Source organism: Rhodanobacter sp. C06, assembly GCF_002001105.1.
Classification (GTDB): Bacteria; Pseudomonadota; Gammaproteobacteria; order Xanthomonadales; family Rhodanobacteraceae; genus Rhodanobacter_A.
On the sequence record NZ_MUNP01000080.1, the window covers coordinates 34,394 to 54,107 of the forward strand.

General features: G+C 66.9%; 14 protein-coding genes. 3 read left to right on the top strand and 11 right to left on the bottom strand.

From position 1 onward, the window contains the following. Nucleotides 1-36: 36 nt before the first annotated feature. Nucleotides 37-882: an AraC family transcriptional regulator gene (locus tag B0E52_RS17820; protein WP_077485979.1), complete on the top strand. Its 846-nt coding sequence runs from the start codon at nucleotides 37-39 to the stop codon at nucleotides 880-882. 83 nt (nucleotides 883-965) lie between these two features. Continuing rightward, nucleotides 966-1,241 (top strand): DUF4234 domain-containing protein, encoded by a 276-nt coding sequence (locus B0E52_RS17825; RefSeq protein WP_077485981.1) that lies wholly within the window; start codon nucleotides 966-968, stop codon nucleotides 1,239-1,241. A gap of 98 nt (nucleotides 1,242-1,339) precedes the next feature. On the opposite strand, the gene B0E52_RS17830 is transcribed toward B0E52_RS17825, so the two are convergent. The 11 genes from B0E52_RS17830 to B0E52_RS17885 form a co-directional block, all read right to left on the bottom strand. Beyond that, nucleotides 1,340-4,411, bottom strand: coding sequence for an error-prone DNA polymerase (locus B0E52_RS17830; RefSeq protein WP_077485983.1), 3,072 nt, complete (start codon nucleotides 4,409-4,411; stop codon nucleotides 1,340-1,342). After that, nucleotides 4,408-5,835, bottom strand: coding sequence for a DNA polymerase Y family protein (locus B0E52_RS17835; protein WP_077485985.1), 1,428 nt, complete (start codon nucleotides 5,833-5,835; stop codon nucleotides 4,408-4,410). The genes B0E52_RS17830 and B0E52_RS17835 overlap by 4 nt, the downstream gene beginning before the upstream one ends. A 3-nt stretch (nucleotides 5,836-5,838) precedes the next feature. Next, complete coding sequence (gene imuA, locus B0E52_RS17840; RefSeq protein WP_077485987.1) at nucleotides 5,839-6,453, bottom strand: translesion DNA synthesis-associated protein ImuA; 615 nt, start codon at nucleotides 6,451-6,453, stop codon at nucleotides 5,839-5,841. 1 nt (nucleotide 6,454) lies between these two features. Further along, nucleotides 6,455-7,063, bottom strand: a complete 609-nt coding sequence (gene lexA, locus B0E52_RS17845) for a transcriptional repressor LexA (protein WP_217316713.1) — start codon at nucleotides 7,061-7,063, stop codon at nucleotides 6,455-6,457. A 271-nt stretch (nucleotides 7,064-7,334) separates the two neighbouring features. Further along, nucleotides 7,335-7,844 carry a single-stranded DNA-binding protein gene (gene ssb, locus B0E52_RS17850; RefSeq protein WP_077485991.1) on the bottom strand — a complete coding sequence of 170 codons (510 nt, stop codon included), beginning with the start codon at nucleotides 7,842-7,844 and terminating at the stop codon, nucleotides 7,335-7,337. A 312-nt stretch (nucleotides 7,845-8,156) separates the two neighbouring features. Further along, nucleotides 8,157-9,341 (bottom strand): 2-methylaconitate cis-trans isomerase PrpF, encoded by a 1,185-nt coding sequence (prpF, locus tag B0E52_RS17855; protein WP_077485993.1) that lies wholly within the window; start codon nucleotides 9,339-9,341, stop codon nucleotides 8,157-8,159. A gap of 29 nt (nucleotides 9,342-9,370) precedes the next feature. Beyond that, nucleotides 9,371-9,955: a 2'-5' RNA ligase family protein gene (locus tag B0E52_RS17860; protein WP_077485995.1), complete on the bottom strand. Its 585-nt coding sequence runs from the start codon at nucleotides 9,953-9,955 to the stop codon at nucleotides 9,371-9,373. Beyond that, nucleotides 9,952-12,564 (bottom strand): Fe/S-dependent 2-methylisocitrate dehydratase AcnD, encoded by a 2,613-nt coding sequence (gene acnD / locus B0E52_RS17865; RefSeq protein WP_077485997.1) that lies wholly within the window; start codon nucleotides 12,562-12,564, stop codon nucleotides 9,952-9,954. The genes B0E52_RS17860 and acnD overlap by 4 nt, the downstream gene beginning before the upstream one ends. A gap of 544 nt (nucleotides 12,565-13,108) precedes the next feature. Next, nucleotides 13,109-14,071 carry a thioredoxin family protein gene (locus B0E52_RS17875; RefSeq protein ID WP_077486001.1) on the bottom strand — a complete coding sequence of 321 codons (963 nt, stop codon included), beginning with the start codon at nucleotides 14,069-14,071 and terminating at the stop codon, nucleotides 13,109-13,111. Nucleotides 14,072-14,211: 140 nt separating this feature from the next. Continuing rightward, nucleotides 14,212-17,295 carry a TonB-dependent receptor gene (locus B0E52_RS17880; RefSeq protein ID WP_343124509.1) on the bottom strand — a complete coding sequence of 1,028 codons (3,084 nt, stop codon included), beginning with the start codon at nucleotides 17,293-17,295 and terminating at the stop codon, nucleotides 14,212-14,214. A 240-nt stretch (nucleotides 17,296-17,535) separates the two neighbouring features. Next, nucleotides 17,536-17,787 (bottom strand): transposase, encoded by a 252-nt coding sequence (locus B0E52_RS17885; protein WP_168174226.1) that lies wholly within the window; start codon nucleotides 17,785-17,787, stop codon nucleotides 17,536-17,538. A gap of 431 nt (nucleotides 17,788-18,218) precedes the next feature. Here B0E52_RS17885 and B0E52_RS17890 point away from each other — a divergent pair, with 431 nt between their 5' ends. Continuing rightward, entirely contained in the window at nucleotides 18,219-19,694 is a 1,476-nt protein-coding gene (locus tag B0E52_RS17890; RefSeq protein ID WP_077486007.1) for a PLP-dependent aminotransferase family protein, read from the top strand. The last annotated feature ends 20 nt before the right edge of the window (nucleotides 19,695-19,714 follow it).

The window sequence follows — 19,714 nt, forward strand, 5'->3', positions numbered from 1 at the left end:
ACAATCCGGCGGGTCACGGCGGCACAGGCAACGGCCATGGCCCTACCTCACCTCGATCGTCCGATCTGCGAACCGGTGGAACTGCCACCGGGTGCGCCGCTGCGGATCGAACGCATCCGGCAAGGTGGCAACGCGATGCGCAGCGAACCGTTCGTGCATTTCCACGACGTGCACGAACTGGTGCTGTTCGGCCGCGTGGCCGGGCATTTCGATGTGGAGGATCACCGCTACGCGTTGGTGCCAGGCTGCATCGCCTTCATTCCCTCGATGCGCCAGCACGACTTCTCGCTGGAAGCCGGGCCGCGCGACTGGGTGCTGCTGCAGGTCGAGGCCGCCGCCGGCGAGGCGATTGCGCGTGCGCCGGGGTTGGAACGCCTGCACGAGCCGTTCTGCGCCAGGCCGGACCGACGTCTCGGCCGGCGCCTGCAACAACTCGCCGGCTGGCTGGTCGAGCTCGACGCACGCGATCCGCTGGCCCTGCCGTTGGCCGAATTGCTGCTGCGCGCGGCCGCGCTGGCGCCAGCGATCGCCGGCGAAAAACTGGCCGCCGACACACGCGGCCTGCAGCGCCTGCGCCCCGCCATCGACCGCCTGCGCCGCCGCCCCGCGGATGCGCCCGGTGCGGAGCAGGCCGCGTTACTGTGCGCGATGTCGGCCGCGTATTTCAGCCGCCGCTTCAAGCAACAGGTCGGCATGAGCTGGAGCGACTACGTGCGCACGCATCGCCTGCACCTGGCCAGCCGTCGCCTGCTCGAAACGGAGCAGAGCGTCGCCGCCATCGCGTCCGACCTCGGCTTCGCCACGCCCTCGCACTTCGGCGAGCTGTTCCTGCGCCGCTACGGCATCACGCCGGGCGAATACCGGCGCGCCGGGCGCAACTGATCCGTGCCTGTATTCCCCCGGTTCGCATCTTGCTTCAATGGAGGATGTGCGCATAATTTTTCGATCCGGCAAAGGGGAATGGAATGGAGCGCAACGACACGATGTCAGGGCTTGCAGATCGGGATGCCGAGACCTGGCACACGGAGGCCGCCGATCACGCCTACCTGCCGCCCCCGCCTTCGCTGCATTGGGGCTGGGTTTTCCTGCTCAGCATCCTCACGCTGGGCATCTTCGCGATCGTCTGGCCCTTCATCCAGGCCAACTGCGCTTTGCCCCAGTCGTTGAAGGGCACCCCGGTCACCAGCCCGCGCCTGATCGCGCGTCGTCCGCTTGCAGCCGGACTGACCATCGCCGGATAGGGCCTGACTCACGGGGCATGCGCAGGTTGCGCACGCTGGGTGGCTGGGGTTGTAGGCGTCGACCTTCAATCATCGAAGGCGTTAGATCAGATGACGCGTCACCTGAAATCACGGCTTCGCACATCCAGGCTGCTCAGTAACGGCGTCAGGTCATGCAGGTTTCGAGCGATCAAATGGCGCACGCCACTCTCGGCTTCGAGCTTGCCTTCCACCATCATCAGCCGCGATTCCAGGAAGGGGCGACGCTGCCGTTCGGCAAGGTGGCGCCAGACCACCACGTTGATCATGCCGTGCTCGTCTTCCAGCGTGACGAAGGTGACGCCGCTGGCGGTCTGCGGCTGCTGGCGACCGACCACCAGCCCGGCCGCGACGATGTGGCGTCCGGCGGGAATGTCCGCCAGCTCCTTCGAACTGCGGCAGCGCCGCGCCCGCAGTTGTGCACGCAGCAGGGCCAGCGGGTGGCGTCCCAGCGTGGTGCCGAGCGTGGCGTAGTCCGTCTGCAGGTCCTCACCGACGCCAGGCAACGGCAACGCGACCTGCGACTCCCGTGGCTGCGTGGCCGCGCCGAGCAGCGGACGCTGCTCTTCCACGCCCGCCACCGCCCAGCGTGCCCGGTGCCGATGCCCCGCCAGACCACGCAACGTGCCGGCATCGGCCAAGCGCTCGCGTGCGCGAGGGTCAAGCATGGCCCGCTCGCACAAATCGGCGATGTCCACGAACGGCTTCGCCGCCCTCGCCTGCTCGATGCGCCGCGCATCGTCCTCGCTGAATCCGCGCACCATGCGCAGGCCCATGCGCAGTGCATGGCCGCCGCGCCGGTCGGGTTCCAGCGTGCAGTCCCAGTCGCTGTGGCGCACATCGGCCGGCAGCACCGCCACGCCATGGCGGCGCACGTCCTGCAGCAACTGGTCGGGGCTGTAGAAACCCATCGGCTGGCTGTTGATCAGCGCGCAGGTGAAGGCCGCCGGGTAATGACGCTTGAGCCAGCAACTGGCGTAGGTCAGCAGCGCGAAGCTGGCCGCGTGCGACTCCGGGAAGCCGTAGCTGCCGAAGCCCTTGATCTGCTCGAAGATGCGCGCGGCGAAGTCGGCCGAGTAGCCGCGCTCCAGCATGCCCCGGGTCAGCTTGTCGCGGTGGTGCTCCAGCCCGCCATGGCGCTTCCAGGCCGCCATCGAGCGGCGCAGGTCGTCCGACTCGCCCGGCGTGTAGCCAGCCGCCACCACCGCCAGCTGCATGACCTGCTCCTGGAACAGCGGCACGCCGAGCGTGCGTTCGAACACCTTGCGCAGCGCCTCGGAGGGATAGCTCACCGGCTCCTCGCCGGTGCGCCGGCGCAGGTAGGGATGCACCATGTCGCCCTGGATCGGCCCCGGCCGCACGATCGCCACCTCGATCACCAGGTCGTAGAAGTTGCGCGGCTGCAGCCGCGGCAGCATCGCCATCTGCGCCCGCGACTCGATCTGGAACACGCCGATGGTGTCGGCCTTGCCGATCATGGCGTAGGTGTCGGGATCCTCCGGCGGTATCGTCGCCAGCGTCAGCGAGCGCCCGTGGTGGCGTTCGACCAAGCCGAGGCAGCGGCGCAAGGCGCTGAGCATGCCGAGCGCCAGGATGTCGACCTTGAGCAGGCCCACCGCATCGAGGTCGTCCTTGTCCCACTGCACCACCGTGCGGCCTTCCATGCTGGCGTTTTCCACCGGCACCAGCTCGTGCAGCGGCTGTTCGGAAATCACGAAGCCGCCCGGGTGCTGCGACAGGTGCCGCGGAAATCCGATCAGTTCGGCGGTCAGCACCAGCACCCGGTGCAGCAGCGGGCTGCCCGGATCGAAGCCTTGCTCACGCAGCTGTGTGGCCGGTGGCAGCGCATCGCTCCAGCGCCCGAAGCAGTTGGCCAACGCATCGACCTGGTCGGGCGGCAGCCCCAGCACGCGGGCCACGTCGCGCACGGCGCCGGCGCCATGGTAGGTGCTGGCCACCGCGGTGATCGCCGCCCGGTGGCGGCCGTAGCGCGCGAACACGTACTGGATGACTTCCTCGCGCCGTTCGTGCTCGAAGTCGACGTCGATGTCGGGCGGTTCGTCGCGCTCCTTCGAGACGAAGCGCTCGAACAGCATGCCGATGCGATCAGGATCGATCTCCGTGATACCCAACGCATAGCAGACCACCGAGTTCGCGGCCGAGCCCCGCCCCTGGCAGAGGATGCCCCGGCTGCGGGCATGGCGCACGATGTCGTGCACGGTGAGGAAGTAGCTCTCGTAGCCCAGCTCGGCGATCAGCGCCAGCTCCTTCTCGACCAGGCTCTGCGCCTTCGCCGGGATGCCGCCCGGCCAGCGCCAGTGCAGGCCCTGCCCGGTCAGCTCGCGCAGCCACGCGGCCGGCGTGTGCCCGTCGGGCACCAGCTCGCGCGGGTACTGGTAGCGCAACTGGCCGAGGTGGAACGTGCAGCGGCCGGCGATGCGCACGGACTCGGCGAGCAGCTCCGGTGGATGCAGTTCCGCCAGCGCAGGCAAGGGCCGCAGGTGACGCTCGCCGTTGGGAAACAGCCGCGCGCCGGCCTCGGCCACGGTGGTGTGGTGGCGGATCGCGGTCATCACGTCCTGCAGCGCGCGGCGCCCGCGTGCATGCATGTGGACGTCGCCGGCGGCGACCAGCGGCAACTGCAGCGATCGGCCCAGCGCCTGCAGCCGCGCCAGCCGCTCCGTGTCGTCCGGGCCGCGGTGCAGTTCCGCCGCGATCCACAGCCGCCGCGGGAAGCGTGCGCGCAGCCAGTCGCCTTCCCGCGCGTCGTCCGGATCGTCCGGCACCCACAGAGCGAGCAGGCCGTCCGTCGTGTGCGGGAAATCTTCCCGCAGCAGTCGATAGCTGCCCTTCGGTACACGCCGGCGTGCTTCGGTGATGAGCCGGCACAGCGCCCGGTAGCCCGCGATGTGCTCCACCAGCAGCACCAGCTTCGGACCGCCATCGATCCGCACTTCGCTGCCCACGATCAGCGGCAGGTCCACCGCCTTCGCGGCTTGCCAGGCGCGCACGATGCCGGCCAGCGTGCACTCGTCGGTGATCGCCAGCGCCTGGTAGCCGTGCCGTTTCGCGCGCTCGAACAGTTCGTGCGCGCTCGATGCCCCGCGCTGGAAGCTGAAGTTCGACAGGCAATGCAGCTCGGCGTAGCTCATGCGAACCAGCCGTGCAGCATGAAGCCGCCGCCGCCGACCGGGCGGAATACCCAGGCGTCCTGCCCGCTGGCCAGTCGCGCAAGGTAGTAGTCGCGGCGCACGTCATCGCCGTCCCACCAGCCGCTCTCGATGCGCTCGGGCCCGGCGACGAGCCGGGGCATCGGCCCGCGCAGCGGCACGGGCTTCGCCAGGAGCCAGCCCGGGCGCGCACCGGGAGCGGTGCCGGGCGACGATGCCTCGTGCCGTACCGGAACCTCCGGCGGACTGAGCGAGGCGCACTCCGGGCGATGGTCGGCACGCGCCTGCACGCCGTGCACGGCATCCTCGCCCAGGCGCGCACGCAAGCGTTCGCGCAGTTGCTCCCACGGCATCGCCTGCTGGGGTCGCTGGTCGAACAGCTCGCGATGCACCGGCACGAAGGGCGGCAGCTCGTCGGCGCAGAGCGCGATCGCGCCGACCGGCGCCGGCAACTGCACCTGCTCCAGCCGGCCGCGCGCGAGCTCGAACAGCAGCGCGGCGTCGCGCTCGGGGGTGAGCAGGCCGACCGGCACCTTGGTGCGCGCGTCGTGGCCGTGCTCCAACTGCAGGACAAAGCGCTGCACGCCGCCGTCGCGCCCGGCCAAAAAGGCGGCGAGGTCCGCGGTCAGCCGCTTCAGCGGAAACAGCAGCGCCTGGGACGATTCGACTTCATGGCCGAGCTCGATCCGCAGCTCACAGCGATCGGGCGGGCGATAGCTTTCCAGCGCCATGTCGCGCTCGTCCAGCAAGGCATCGAGGTGACGCAGTACCTCGGCCGGGAAGCGTCGCGCCACGCCGTCGCGCGGCAACGCCCACACCTGGCGCAACGTGCGCAGGCCCATGCGCGCGAACGCGGTGGCCACCTCCGGCGTGAAGCCCGCGCGCTGGATCGGCAACTGCCCCAGTGCGCGACGCAACGGCGCGTCGCCTTCGATGGCCAGCCCGTCGTGCCCGTTGGCCAGCACGCGCGCCGCCACCGGGTTGGGCGCGGCGACGATGCGATGCCGGAAACCGAGGGCCGTCAGTTCCTCGCGCAATCGCGCCTCGAAGCGCGGCCACGGCCCGAACAGCCCCAGGCTGCCCTGGATCTCCAGCAGCAGCGCGTGCGGAAACTGCAGGCTGACCTGCGAGCTGTAACCGTAGGCCCAGCCGGCAAGAAAGCGGTGCCAGCGCGCCTCGTCCTCGGGCCGGTACGCCGCCGTCGCGAAGCCATGGGCCAATGCCTGCGCCGCGGTCAGCGCCATGCCCCGGCGCAGGCCCAGTGCCCGCGCCGAAGGATTCACCGCATACAGCATGCGCCGTTGCGCCGATCCGCCGACCAGCACGCGGGGCGCATCCGGATCCGCGCAGCGGCGAAGCACGCCGTCCAGCGCCAGCTGGGGCAGCAGGATGCAGGCCCAGCGCATGGCTCACGCTCCCCGCGGGATCGGCTGCACCGGCGCCGCCCCGCCGCGGCACTTGAGCACGCGCCACTGCGCCGGCGCCGCATCGATGGCGATGCGCAGCGCCGCCGGCGACGGATGGATGGCCGCGGCTAGCGGTCGCGTCGCGAACGCCAGCGTGCGTCCCGAGGCGGCCGCAACCTGCAAGCGACGTAGCGCACGGTCGTCGACGCCCAGCGGCCAGCACAGCACGGCGCCGCAGCTGCCCGAGCGCAGGCATTGCTCGGTCGCCCACAATGCATCGCGCGGTGTCCCGGTGTGCACGACCTGCAGCTGGCGCAGATCCACACCGGCCTGCTGCCATGCCGGTGCAAACGGCAGATACGGCGGCGCGACCAGCACGACGCGTTCGCCCGCCCGCGACAGGCGCGCCAGGGCCGGCCACAGCAATTGCAGTTCGCCGACACCGTCCGCCGGGATCAGGAGTTCGCTCAGCGCAGCCTCGGGCCAGCCGCCGGCGGGCAGCACCGCGTCCAAGCCGGCATGGCCGGTGGGCTGCGTACCGGCCGGCGGCATCGCCGGCCGACCACGCCAGACCTGCTGCGGATGCAGCAGTGCATCGATCGCCACCACCGCGCCCATGTCACCCCCGGCGCACCAGGCCGCAGAACACGCCCTCGATGGCGAAGTCCTGCCCACGCCGCACTTCGATCGGCGCATAGGCCGGATTGCGCGGCAGCAGCCGGAATCCACCCTTGCCGCGGGCAAGGCGCTTGATCGTCAGTTCGCCCTCGAGCCGGGCCACCACCACCTGCCCGTCGCGGGCTTCCGGCGTGCGGCACACGCCGACCAGGTCGCCGTCGAGGATGCCGTCCCCGATCATCGAATCGCCTTGCACGCGCAGCAGGTAGTCCGGTCGCGTGGAGAATAGCCGCGCGTCCAGCGACAGCGTGTCGACCAGTCCAGCATCGGCGCCGATCGGCGGACCGGCCGCCACCCGCCCCAGCACCGGCACCTGCAGCAAGCTGGTGCGCGTGCGCGAACCGGCCGGGCGGATGCCGCGCGCCTGCCCGGACGCCACCTCGATCAGTCCCGCCTCGGCCAGCGCCAACACGTGTTTGCGCGCCGCCCCGCGCGAGGCCAGGCCGCCGGCCTCGGCGATCTCGGCCAGGGACGGCGGTTGCCCCTGCTCCGTCACCCGCTTGCGGATGAAGGTGAGGATGGCGGCACGGCGGGGGCTGAGATCAGGCATGGAGTACATTTGTACTCTACCTAGCCAAGCTTGGCTAGAAGCGTCACCAGGGGCTGCGCGTTGGAGTCCAGAAGCAAGGGGACTCGCTCGTCGCTTGCGAAGACAAAGGCTTTGACGCTGCAGCGTCTGTTCGCTCATGCCCAAAATTGCAACCACTCCATGGGCGGAAATAAGCACCTACGAACGCATCGCTCCGGTCTCGCCGAGTGTAAAAAAAGCCCGCTAAATCGCGGGCTTAGATCAATTACAACAAAAAGAGAGCTGGGAGGTTTCAGAACGGAATGTCGTCGTCCTCGAAGCCGCCACTGCCGGCGGGCGCCGACGGCGCCGGGGCGCCGCCGCCGCGCGGCTGGTTGCCGTAACCGCCGCCGCCCTGCTGGCGCTGGCCACCTTGCGGGCGCTCGCGCTGGAAGCCGCCGCCACCCGCGCCGCCTTCGCCACCGCCGGGACCGCCGAGCATCTGCATGTCGCTGGCGACGATGTCGGTGGAGTACTTCTCCACGCCGCTCTTGTCGGTGTACTTCTCGGTGCGCAGCGAGCCTTCGATGTAGACCTGCCGGCCCTTCTTCAGGTACTCGCCGGCGATCTCCGCCAATTTGCCGAACATCTTCACGCGGTGCCACTCGGTGCGTTCCTGGCGCTCGCCGCTCTGCTTGTCGGTCCAGCTTTCGGAAGTGGCCACGCTCAGCGTGGCGATCGCGGTGCCGCTGCCGGTGTAACGCACCTCCGGATCGTTGCCGAGGTTGCCGACCAGAATGACCTTGTTGATGCCGCGTGCCATGGATTCGTTCCTGGTTGAGCCAGCCGCACGTGAGGTTGGATTGCGGCCGGGGTTGGTAGAATGGGCATCTTACCTTGTCGCCGGCCGGAAGCACGCGGCCGGCGCCGCGGGGCGCTGTCGGCCCCGGGCGATCCGGCTCCACGATTCCTGCCAAAAGCCGGTCCACCGCGCGCCGCCGTGAAGGCCGCGCGGTACAGGCCCGTTTGGCCGGTCGACCCGTGGGCGGGCGGAGCCGCTCCGGAAGCGCCCGTCGATGCGCAGGGCCGGGCCGAGTTGCCGCCGCCGAATCGGGTCGGTGCCCCTACGGCGGGCTCACCCCGCAGGCACACGTACCCAGCCTTCCATCAGCACGCGCGCGCTGCGGCTCATGATCGCCTTGGTGACGGTCCATGCACCGTCAGCCAGCACCGCCTCGGCACCCACCCGCAGCGTTCCCGACGGATGGCCGAAGCGCACCGCCTTCCGCTCGCCGCCGCCTGCGGCGATATTCACCAGCGTGCCCGGGATGGCCGCGGCGGTGCCGATGGCCACCGCCGCCGTCCCCATCATGGCGTGGTGCAGCTTGCCCATCGACATCGCGCGCACGAGCAGGTCGATGTCGCCCGCCTGCACGGGCTTGCCGCTCGACGCGACGTAATCGGCCGGCTTGGCGACGAAAGCCACCTTGGGCGTGTGCTGGCGGGTGGCGATCCCGGGCAGCGATTCGATCAGGCCCATGCGCAGTGCGCCGTGCGCGCGAATGGTCTCGAACATCGCGAGCGCCCTCGCGTCGCTGTTGATGGCGTCCTGCAGTTCGGTGCCGGCGTAGCCGATCGCGGCGGCCTCGACGAAGATCGTCGGGATGCCGGCGTTGATCATGGTCGCCCTGAGCGTGCCGACACCCGGCACGTCCAGATCGTCGACGAGATGGCCGGTCGGGAACATCGCGCCGCCGGCGCCCTCTTCTTCGGCAGCCGGGTCCATGAATTCCAACTGCACTTCGGCAGCGGGGAACGTCACGCCATCCAGTTCGAAATCGCCGGTTTCCTGCACGGCGCCAGCGGTCATCGGCACGTGGGCAATGATCGTCTTGCCGATGTTGGCCTGCCAGATGCGCACCGTGGCGATGCCGTCGCGCGGGACGCGCGCGGGATCGACCAAGCCACCCGCGATGGCGAACGGACCGACTGCCGCCGAGAGGTTGCCGCAGTTGCCACTCCAGTCGACGAACGCCTTGTCGATCGCCACCTGGCCGAACAGGTAATCCACGTCATGGTCCGGCCGCGTGCTTTTGGACACGATCACCGTCTTGCTGGTGCTGGAGGTGGCGCCGCCCATGCCGTCGATCTGCTTGCCGTAGGGATCGGGGCTGCCGATCACGCGCAGCAGCAGCGCATTGCGCGCCGCGCCCGGCACCTGCGCCGCCTCGGGCAAGTCCTGCAGGCGGAAGAACACGCCCTTGCTGGTGCCGCCGCGCAGGTAGGTGGCGGCAATGCGGATTTGTGCAGCATGCGACATGGGAATCTCCGGAAGTGTTCGCCGCCGCCTCAAAACAAGCCAGATTGCGTGGCGGGTGGATCAATTTCAGGCAGCAATGGCCAACGGCCGATGATGTCGTAGCGGTACGGATCGCCGCCACCGATGGCGAGACACAACTCGTCGATGGTCCATGCGACGGGCGGATCGAGCACGATCTTGTCCAGCGTATCGTGCGCGCAATAGCTCAAGGTCATGTGCGGCGTCACGCCAGTGGCGATGCGACCGAATCCTGCATGGCCAAGGCGGTCACGAACCTCCTGCAACAAGGCGGCAAACGCTTTCGGCACGCCACGTGCACGCATCGTCCAATGAATCCGGCCTGGCATGTCGGCCGGTCCGTCGATGCGGTTGAAATGCAGCGTGCACGAGGATGCGGAAACGGCTGAGCCAACCTGCAGCAACGCAGCGCATTCTTCCTCGGTCGGTGAAAAAATGCGCTCGGAAAACGACTGATGCCAATTCGCCGGTGCAAACAGCGCGCTTCGCAGACGCTTTTCCAGCCCAAGCCGCACCAGCAGAGCGCGCGTGTCATCCACCCATGCCGGCGGAGGCATGGCCATGAAGAACAAACGACGCTCCGCAATCCGGCTCATGCCGCCGCCTGCGAGGCCTCGATGAAATCCTGCGCGAAACGCTGCAGCACACCACCCGCCTCGTAAATCGACACTTCTTCGGCAGTGTCGAGCCGGCACGTCACCGGCACCTCGACGCGCTCGCCGTTCCTGCGGTGGACAACCAGCGTGAGGTCGGCGCGCGGCGTGCGTTCGCCCATCACATCGAAGGTCTCGGTGCCGTCGATGCCCAGCGTCTTGCGGTTCGTGCCCGGCTTGAATTCGAGCGGCAGCACGCCCATGCCGATCAGGTTGGTGCGATGAATCCGCTCGAACCCCTCGGCGACAATCGCCTCGACGCCCGCCAGCCGCACGCCCTTCGCCGCCCAGTCGCGCGACGAGCCCTGGCCGTAGTCGGCGCCCGCGATCACGATCAACGGCTGCTTGCGGCCCATGTAGGTCTCGATCGCTTCCCACATGCGCATGACCTTGCCTTCCGGCTCCACGCGTGCCAGCGAACCCTTCTTCACCTCGCCGTCGACCACGGCCATCTCGTTGAGCAGCGTGGGGTTGGCGAAGGTGGCGCGCTGCGCGGTGAGGTGGTCGCCGCGATGGGTCGCGTACGAATTGAAGTCCTCTTCCGGCAGGCCCATCTTCGCGAGGTACTCGCCCGCGGCGCTGTCGGGCAGGATCGCGTTCGACGGCGACAGATGGTCGGTGGTGATGTTGTCGCCCAGCACCGCCAGCGGACGCATCCCCGTGAGCGTGCGCTCGCCCGCGAGCGCGCCCTCCCAGTACGGCGGACAGCGGATGTAGGTGCTCTGCGCGCGCCAGGCGTACAGCGGCGTGGCGCGGATACCGCTGCGGCCGGTACGCGCGAACATCGGCTCGTAGACCTTGCGGAACTGCTCGGGCTTCACGCTGGAGGACACGATCGCGTCGATCTCCTCGTCGCTGGGCCAGATGTCCTTGAGCGTCACCGGCTGGCCGTTGGCGTCGATGCCGAGAACGTCCTGCTCGATGTCGAAGCGGATGGTGCCGGCGATGGCGTAGGCCACCACCAGCGGCGGCGAGGCCAGGAACGCCTGCTTCGCATACGGATGGATGCGACCGTCGAAATTGCGGTTACCGGACAGCACGGCGGTGGCATACAGGTCGCGGTCGATGATCTCCTGCTGGATCTTGGGATCGAGTGCGCCGGACATGCCGTTGCAGGTGGTGCAGGCGAACGCCACGATGCCGAAGCCGAGCTTCTCCAGCTCCGGCAGCAGGTTCGCTTCTTCCAGATACAACTGCACGGCCTTGGAGCCGGGCGCGAGCGAGCTCTTCACCCACGGCTTGCGCGTGAGGCCGCGCTTGTTCGCGTTGCGCGCAAGCAGTGCGGCCGCGATCACGTTGCGCGGGTTGCTGGTGTTGGTGCAGCTGGTGATGGCGGCGATGATCACCGCGCCATCGGGCATCTGGCCCGGCTGCTCCTTCCACTCGCCGGCGATGCCGCGCGCGGCGAGATCGGACGTAGGCAGGCGCTTGTGCGGGTTGGACGGGCCGGCCATGTTGCGCACGACGGAAGACAGGTCGAACGTCAGCGTGCGTTCGTACTGCGCAGCGATGAGCGTGTCGGCCCACAGGCCGGCGGCCTTGGCGTAGGTCTCCACCAGCTTGACCTGCTCGTCGCTGCGGCCGGTGAGGCGCAGGTAGTCGATGGTCTGGCCGTCGATGAAGAACATCGCGGCGGTGGCGCCGTACTCGGGCGCCATGTTCGAGATGGTCGCGCGGTCGCCCAGCGTGAGGCTGGCCGCACCTTCGCCACGGAACTCCAGGTACGCGCCGACGACCTTCTCCTTGCGCAGGAACTCGGTGAGCTCAAGCACGATATCGGTGGCGGTGATGCCGGGCTGGCGCTTGCCGGTCAGTTCCACGCCCACGATGTCGGGCAGGCGCATCCACGAGGCGCGGCCGAGCATCACGCTTTCCGCTTCCAGGCCGCCGACACCGACAGCGATCACGCCGAGCGCATCCACGTGCGGCGTGTGGCTGTCGGTGCCCACGCAGGTATCGGGATAGGCCACGCCCTTGCCGTTCTCATCGTGGCGTACCTGGATCACCGGCGACATCTTCTCCAGGTTGATCTGGTGCATGATGCCGTTGCCCGGCGGGATCACGTCGACGTTCTCGAACGCCTGCTTGGTCCACTCGATGAAGTGGAAGCGGTCCTCGTTGCGGCGATCCTCGATCGCGCGGTTCTTCGCGAACGCATCCGGGTCGAAACCGCCGCATTCCACCGCCAGCGAGTGGTCGACGATCAACTGCACCGGCACCACCGGGTTCACCTTGGCCGGATCGCCGCCGCGGTCGGCGATGGCGTCACGCAGGCCGGCCAGATCCACCAGCGCCGTCTGGCCCAGGATGTCGTGGCACACCACGCGCGCCGGGAACCACGGGAAATCGCGCTCGCGCTTGCGCTCGATGAGCTGCTTGAGCGACTCGACGAGGATCGCCGGATCGCACCGGCGTACCAGGTTCTCTGCAAGCACGCGCGAGGTGTAGGGCAGCGCGTCATAGGCGCCCGGCCGGATCGCCTCCACGGCGGCGCGCGCATCGAAATAGTCCAGCGACGTGCCGGGGAGGGATTGGCGGTAGACGGTATTCATGGATATCAGGAACCTTGGAAGTGAACGCCCGACTGAGGTGTCGACGGCGTATTTTAGCGGGTGAAAGCCCCTCCCTTCAGAGCCCCGGCTTGACTGCCATGCAGGACGGCATCGACGGCGACCGCAAGGCGCACATGGTGCGCATCCGGCAATGCGAGGCGCGGGCACCGGGCGCGTGCGTCGCCCAGGCGGGCAAACCGGTACTTGCGGGCGCGCGTACGACCTCGACGCGATGGCCGCACACTGCAAGGACTACCAGCAGCTGAGCCTGTACTGGCTGGAACGCCATCCGGCGCGTGTCCTGGATTTTTCGCACGAGTCCCTGCTCAGGGAAACCGAGCTGCAGGTGAGGCGCCCGCTCGATTTCTGCCGGTTGGGCTTCGATTGGGCCTGCCTCTCGCCACACCGCACCCAGCGCGAAGCTCACAGCAGGGCCAGCGCGGCGCGGGTACGTCGCCCCCTGCGACAGACACATTGCGGAGCGGTCATTACACCGCGCCGCTGGCGGCGTTGCGCAGCCAGTTCGAGTCCTGAAGAAGACCAGTCACCCGAAGGTGAAGCTGTAGACCTGCAGGCCCTTTTGCGGGACGTGCAGCACCAGCACATGCTCGCCATCAGCCACGCCGTCGTACAAGGTATAGAGCCGACTGCCCTGCACTGTGACTGCCGGCTGCGGCTTGCCGTCGACCGTCACCTGAAGGGCAATCGGCTGCGCGGCGCTGGCCACCACGTAGACCTTCGCCGCCTTGAAACGCAGCTTGATGTCACCCTGTGATCCGGCCAGGCGGGCGTATTCATCGGTGATTTCCCATCGCCCGTTCAAGGCATAGTGGTTGGCGGCCGGCTGGCCCGGCGCACTGAACCGGTGCATGCCGTTGCCACCATCATTGACTTCGGAACTGTCCAGACCGAATTGGGTCGCGCTGCCGAGGTGCAGCTCCGGCGTTTCCTTGGCCGCGGGAACTCCGCCAGTTGCAGCGGCATTGGCAGGCAGCAGCCCCATGCCGAGCAAGGATCGGATGGCGTTCTCCATGACGTCGTAGGCGCCTTCGCCGTAGTGATGACCGATCAACCGGCCGTTCTGGTCGATCAGGTACTCGGCCGGCCAGAACTGGTTGTGCCATGCGCTCCAAGTGCCACCGTGGTCGTCCATCGCCACCGGGTAGGTGATGCCCAGGCGCTGTATCGCGGCCCGCACGTTGGCCGGATTCGCCTCGAAATCGAACTCCGGCGTGTGCACGCCGACCACCACCAAGCCCTTGTCCTTGTAGGTCTGGTATAGGTGCTCGACATGCGGCAACGCACGAACGCAGTTGATGCAGGAATAGGCCCAGAAATCGACTAGCACGACCTTGCCGCGCAGGCCTGCCATGGTAAGCGGCGGAGAGTTGAGCCATTCGGCGATGCCGGCGAATTCGGGCGGTTGGCTTGGCGCGGTATCGGCCCGTGCGCCGCCGGGTAGCAGACACAGGAGGGCAAGAACAACTGCGTGGGCCAGGGCTTTCATGGGCGCACCTGTCTGGGAACGGCAGACTGGCCATGGAATCGTGCCACCTGCCGGGACAAGTTGTTGCCTGCAACCTGCCGCCGGAAAGCTCCGGCGGCAGAGTCACGAGGTACCTGCGCATCCTTGCGCGCTTTCAGTCATCAGTAATCGTAAGTGACACCGAATTGCACGTAGCGCGGCGTTTCGGTAGCGAACGGCTGGCCATACCGCGGGTTCGGAATCGCGGTACTGCCGTAGTGTTCATAGGCCTGCGTCATCTTCTGCTCGTTGAGCACGTTGTGGACCTGCAACTGGAAGCCCAGCTTCTTGTCCGCCCACTCCGGCCGGTACTCCACGCTCAGATCCAGCGGGTGGATCCACGGGGTGTAGCCCGTGCTGCCGCCCGGTGTCGGCACACCGCCGCACCAGTGATAGAACGCACCGTAGCCATTGCCCGGATTGGTCTCGCCAGGACCGTAGTAACCAAGGCATGACTTGGGCGTACCCGAAGCCACCGTCAGGATGCCGCTGACCGTCCATTCCGGCGTGACCTGGTAGGTGCCGTAGGCCTTCAGCACGTGCTTGCGCGAGTTCGCCTGCACGCCGTTCGCGTACTGCATCAGCTGGCCGTAGTCCCACTGCGTGGTGGCGGACACGGAGCTGCCGCCTTGGCCGATGTTCGACTGCACCGGGCCCTCCGTGCTGCCGTAGCTCTTGGAGAACACGTAGTCGATCTTGCCCTGCCACTTGCCATCGAACGGATGCTCCAGGTAGGCCTCCAGCGCGTAGTACTTGCGGCTGGCCTTCGGGAAGCCGAACTGTTCCGGCGACACGGTGTAGCTGTAGTAGCCGCCGTGGCCGTCCGAGATCCGGAACTGGTTGGTCGATCCGGGGTTGATCAGCACGCTGCCCTGCAAGGCGTAGTCGCTGCAGTTCGTGTCGGTCAGGCCCGGGTTCTGCGCGAGCAGCTGGGCGCACTGGGTGCGGGTATCGGCAACGTCGTCGACGATGCGACCCAGCTTGCGCACCGTGCCCTGCACGCCATACACCCAGGACGGGTTGATCTGCTGCTGCATGCCCAGCACGAACTCGTCCTGGTACTCGGCCTTGAGGTTGGTCGAGCGCACGGTATTCGGGTCGAGTGGCTGGCCGTACTCGTTGTTGTTCGAAACCGGCACGCCCGGGCCCTGGGTCAAGCCATGCGACATGATCGGGGTGAGACCCTGCGGGACGCCGTTCGCATCGATGCCCGAGTAGGTGTAGTACGACTGCACATACGTCGAGCCGGAGGCCTCGCGGAGCGCCACGCCAGCCGGCAACGCCAGGTAGTAACGACCCGCATTGCCGTATACCTTTAGCGTCGAGTCGCCGAACACATCCCAGCTGAAGCCCAGGCGCGGCGCCCATTGCGGCTTGGTCAGGCGCACATAGGGCACGCCGTCGGGGTTGTAGTTGGTGAACTGGTCGTTGCGCAGGCCGAGGTTCAGCAGCAGGTTCGGGGTGATCTGCCAGTTGTCCTCGATGTATTGGGCGCGCTGGCTGACCTTGACTGCAGCCGCGGTCACGAAGACGTACTTGCTGACGATGTAACCACCCGCACCATTCGGATAATTGCCCGTGGCGTCAACAAAGGGGGCCTGGCTGACGTCCGAGCCCACGAATGGAACGGTGGCGCTGGGTGCCTTGTCGTAATCCCAGGCGTAGCCCGGGCCGCTCATTGCGCTGCCGTCGCCCATGTCAATCGTGGTCATGTTGTCGATACCAAACTTGATATCGTGCTGCCCCAGCTTCCAATCCAGGTCGAGACGCAGGTTGGTCGTGCTCGATTTGTGATCCGGGCTCGGAACGTTGGTGTTCGCGTTGTTGTTTTGCGGCGGCTTCCCGTTGGGCCACAGCGCAGGGTTGGCTCGCCCGCCCTGGATTATGTGCGCCAGCGTGGGATCGAAACCCGGATAGGCCGGCTGCACGGTGTAGTAGGTCCCGCGCATCTTTCCGTACATCGCATCCAGCGTCAGGTTGTCGGTGATGTACGAGGTGTACTTGGCGATCCAGATGCTGAACGCATTCTTGAAGCTCTGGTCCAGGCTGTTGAACGCGCCCACCGAGTTCTGCGAGTAGTTGTTGTTCGGCGCGTAGTTGTAGTCGTAGATGGAGGCCGAGTACTGCTCCTTGTTCCGCACGCCGGTCAGCGACAGGATGTTGCTGTCGTTGATATTCCAGTCCAGCTTGCCGTAGAACTTCGGCATGCTGTACTTGCGGTAGTAGACCGTACCCGCTTCGACGGATTGCACGTTGGTGCGCTGCTGCTTGTCGGACTCGGCCGCGATGAAGAAGAACAGCTTGTCCTTGATCAGCGGACCGCTGACGTAGGCGTCATAGACGTTTTCCCAACGACTGTCGCGGTTGCGATAGTCATAGATGCTGCCGGCCGTCTGACCGGGGATATCCGAACGCGGATTCACGTAATGGGTGTTGATGTAGTTGGCGCGCGCGAACGCCGGCTGCCACAGCGCCTGACCGCCGAAGTGCCAGTCGTTCGTGCCGCTCTTGCCGATCTGGCTGATCACCCCACCCGCCGAACGGCCGTATTCGGCACCGTAGCCGGCGGTCAGGGTTTCTTGCTGGGAGATCGAGCCGTACGGCAGAGTGATGCCACCTGCGTTGCCCAGCGGATCGGAAGTGTTGAAGCCGTTGATGTAGTAGGCGTTCTCGGCCACCGACGAACCACCGAAGGACACCATCGGCTGTCCGGTCGGACCGTTGCCCAGCATGCCTGCGCCCTGCACCGTGCCCGGGGCCAGCAGGGCGATCGCTTCGCCGCTGCGCGCCACCGGCAGATGCTTCAGCTGCTCGGCGGTGATCACCGAGGCCTCGCGGGTCGAGGTTACGTCGATCGCTGGCAGGGCGTTGCCCGTGACCGTCACTGTGGACAGGTTCTGCGCGTTCTTCGCGCTGGCGCCAGCCTCGATGAAGTTGACCGCCTGCGCACCCGACACCTTCGGCGTGATGTTGGCCTGCGACTGCACGATGTTGCCGTTCTGCAGCAGGTTCACGGTATAGGTGCCCACCGGTACCGTCACCGAATAACGGCCGGTGCTGTCCACCGGCACGGTGCGGTTGAAACCCGCACCGCCAACGATCTGCACGGTCTCGCCGGCCGCGGCCGGCGCGGTACCGAAAATCGTGCTCGTGGTGGCCTGCGCCAGCACCTGTCCCGTCATGCCGGCACTGGTGGCGATGGCCAAGGCCAATGCCGTACGACGCAGTCGTGCGCCATGCGACGGTGAATTACGAAGCTTTGCGATATTCATCAAGCGACTCCCCAGAGCGTATGCCATAAACAAAGGCCCCGGCCTCGCTGGCCCGCGACCCCAAAAAGGTTTCTTGCTCGCGATTTGAAACGGCTGCACAAACAACGGAATGAATGGCCTCCTTGCCTGGACAATCACGAGCTTCCAGCACGTGCATACCAATCGCGCGTGACTTCAGCCTGTTTTCTCAAGCAGGCGGGCAGCAATGCCGGCAAGCGTGTCGCGCTCGATCGCAAGTTTCTGCACGCACGCGCGCAATTGGTCGACATCATTGGGACGTGTCTTGCTGCTGCGAAACCGGCGCACCCAGACCCGGACGACCTCACTGCGCAAACCCAGCTGCAGAGCCGCCTCGCCCGCCGTGAACCGGTGCTTGACCACCAGCCGGATAGCCTCGTCCTTCAGCTCGTCCGGATAGAACCTCATGCGCATCTGCCAGTCTCCCGCGCCTCATCATGTGTGATTTCATGTCGCAAGAACCCACCGATCGGCATATCGAGCCAACCGGCTTCATGCAATGCCGTGTCCATATGCCGAACGGGTCATCTCATTGAATCGGCCCTTTGGTCACATTAAATAAACATTTGCGGTCTTTACAGAACCAATCGAAATGAAACAGGCATGGCCAATGTCCATCGCTCCGCACGACTTGTTCGCATTGCACTCAAAGCCTTGCCATGCCTTGTGGCACATGACAGTGTCATCCGGCGATGTAAAACCAAGCCAATCGACATCTTGTTCCCCGGCAGATCGTCGTTATTTCAAATTTTCGACGCATCAAACGTCTTGGTCTGGCGAAGCCACGTCGTGCACATGACCAATTCCACGGAAGCATCCATAACCAATATGGAGGCAACATGTTTCTCGAACTCGATGGGCATGGCCCGCACTACAGCCAGCTGACCCGCGCCATGAAGTCCGCCATTCTCAGCGGCCGGCTGGTCGCCGGCGCCCGCCTGCCCCCGACCCGGGCGCTGGCCGAGGAGCTGGGGGTTTCGCGCATCACGGTGCTGACGGCCTACGAACAGCTGCGGGCCGAGGGCTACATCGTCGGCCGCGTGGGCTCCGGCAGTTACGTGAGTACATCGCGCGCCGAACCGATGCCGCCGCAACAGGCGCCGAGCCGGTCGATCACACCACTCACGCGCTATGCGAAACGTGCGCGGCAGCTGGTGGACTGGTCGATCCCGGCCAGGCATCGCGACCGTCGCCTGGACATGCAATACGGCCGCCCGCAGGTCAATCCCACGCTGGGCACCCTCTGGGGACGCGAACTCGCCTGGGCCGCGACGCACACCCGGCTCGAATACAGCAACGTCCAGGGGCTGCCGGTACTGCGCGAACAGATCTGCGACCACTTGGCCCGGCGCCGCGGGATCCGCACCTCGCCGGACCGGATCCTGATCGTCAGCGGCACCCAGCAGGCAATTACCTTGGCCTCGCGCGTGCTGCTGGACGAAGGTGACGAGGTGGCCATCGAGGAACCGCACTATTTCAGTGCCTGGCAGCAGTTCGGCGCCCATGGCGCGTCACTGCTGGCGATCCCCACGGATCAGGAAGGCCTGGTCTGCAGCGCCCTGCCGAAACAGGCTCCGCGCCTGGTGATGGTCACCCCGTCACACCAGTTTCCCGCGGGCCCGACGCTTTCCATGGCGCGCCGGCAGGAGTTGCTGCGTTACGCAAGGATCGGAAGCTGCTGGATCATGGAGGACGACTACGACGGCGAACTGCGTTACGAATCGCCGCCGCTGCCGGCCCTGCGCGCACTCGACGACGACGACCGCGTGATCTATGTCGGCACCTACTCCAAGGTGATGTTCGGCGCGCTGCGGCTTGGCTACATGGTGCTGCCGGAAGTGCTGTGCGACGACTTCATCAATGCCAAGTACCTGTGCGATCGCGGGAGCCCGGCGGTTCAGCAGGCCGCGCTCGCGCATTTCATGGAGAACGGCGGCTTCGATCGCCATCTGCGCTTCATGACCAAGGAGCTGAACTCACGGCGCCGCGAGCTGATCGCCGGGTTGCAACAGCATGCCGGCGATCGCGTGCGGATCGCGGATGCGCATGCCGGCATGCACATCACGGTCTGGCTGTCCGCCTACGATCACGCGCAGGTCGATGCGTTGATCGCCGATGCACACGAGCGCGGACTGGGCCTGTATTCCATAGCGCCGCACTACCAGAAGCCGCCGGACGTGCCCGGCCTCATCCTCGGCTACTGCGGCCTTTCCAAGGCACAGTTGCACGAAGCGACGCAGCTGTTCGGCGAGTGCCTGGATGCGATCGATGCCGCAGCGCGGGAACTGTCGCCGACGCGACGCCGGCGGGCATGAAGGTCGCCCCGCTTGCGGGG

Bases quoted from the DNA above. Each gene is read 5' to 3' on its own strand.
- B0E52_RS17820 (WP_077485979.1), top strand. From the start codon at position 37: ATGGCCCTACCTCACCTCGATCGTCCGATCTGCGAACCGGTGGAACTG.
- B0E52_RS17825 (WP_077485981.1), top strand. From the start codon at position 966: ATGGAGCGCAACGACACGATGTCAGGGCTTGCAGATCGGGATGCCGAG.
- B0E52_RS17830 (WP_077485983.1), bottom strand. From the start codon at position 4,411: ATGAGCTACGCCGAGCTGCATTGCCTGTCGAACTTCAGCTTCCAGCGC.
- B0E52_RS17835 (WP_077485985.1), bottom strand. From the start codon at position 5,835: ATGCGCTGGGCCTGCATCCTGCTGCCCCAGCTGGCGCTGGACGGCGTG.
- imuA (WP_077485987.1), bottom strand. From the start codon at position 6,453: ATGGGCGCGGTGGTGGCGATCGATGCACTGCTGCATCCGCAGCAGGTC.
- lexA (WP_217316713.1), bottom strand. From the start codon at position 7,063: ATGCCTGATCTCAGCCCCCGCCGTGCCGCCATCCTCACCTTCATCCGC.
- ssb (WP_077485991.1), bottom strand. From the start codon at position 7,844: ATGGCACGCGGCATCAACAAGGTCATTCTGGTCGGCAACCTCGGCAAC.
- prpF (WP_077485993.1), bottom strand. From the start codon at position 9,341: ATGTCGCATGCTGCACAAATCCGCATTGCCGCCACCTACCTGCGCGGC.
- B0E52_RS17860 (WP_077485995.1), bottom strand. From the start codon at position 9,955: ATGAGCCGGATTGCGGAGCGTCGTTTGTTCTTCATGGCCATGCCTCCG.
- acnD (WP_077485997.1), bottom strand. From the start codon at position 12,564: ATGAATACCGTCTACCGCCAATCCCTCCCCGGCACGTCGCTGGACTAT.
- B0E52_RS17875 (WP_077486001.1), bottom strand. From the start codon at position 14,071: ATGAAAGCCCTGGCCCACGCAGTTGTTCTTGCCCTCCTGTGTCTGCTA.
- B0E52_RS17885 (WP_168174226.1), bottom strand. From the start codon at position 17,787: ATGAGGTTCTATCCGGACGAGCTGAAGGACGAGGCTATCCGGCTGGTG.
- B0E52_RS17890 (WP_077486007.1), top strand. From the start codon at position 18,219: ATGTTTCTCGAACTCGATGGGCATGGCCCGCACTACAGCCAGCTGACC.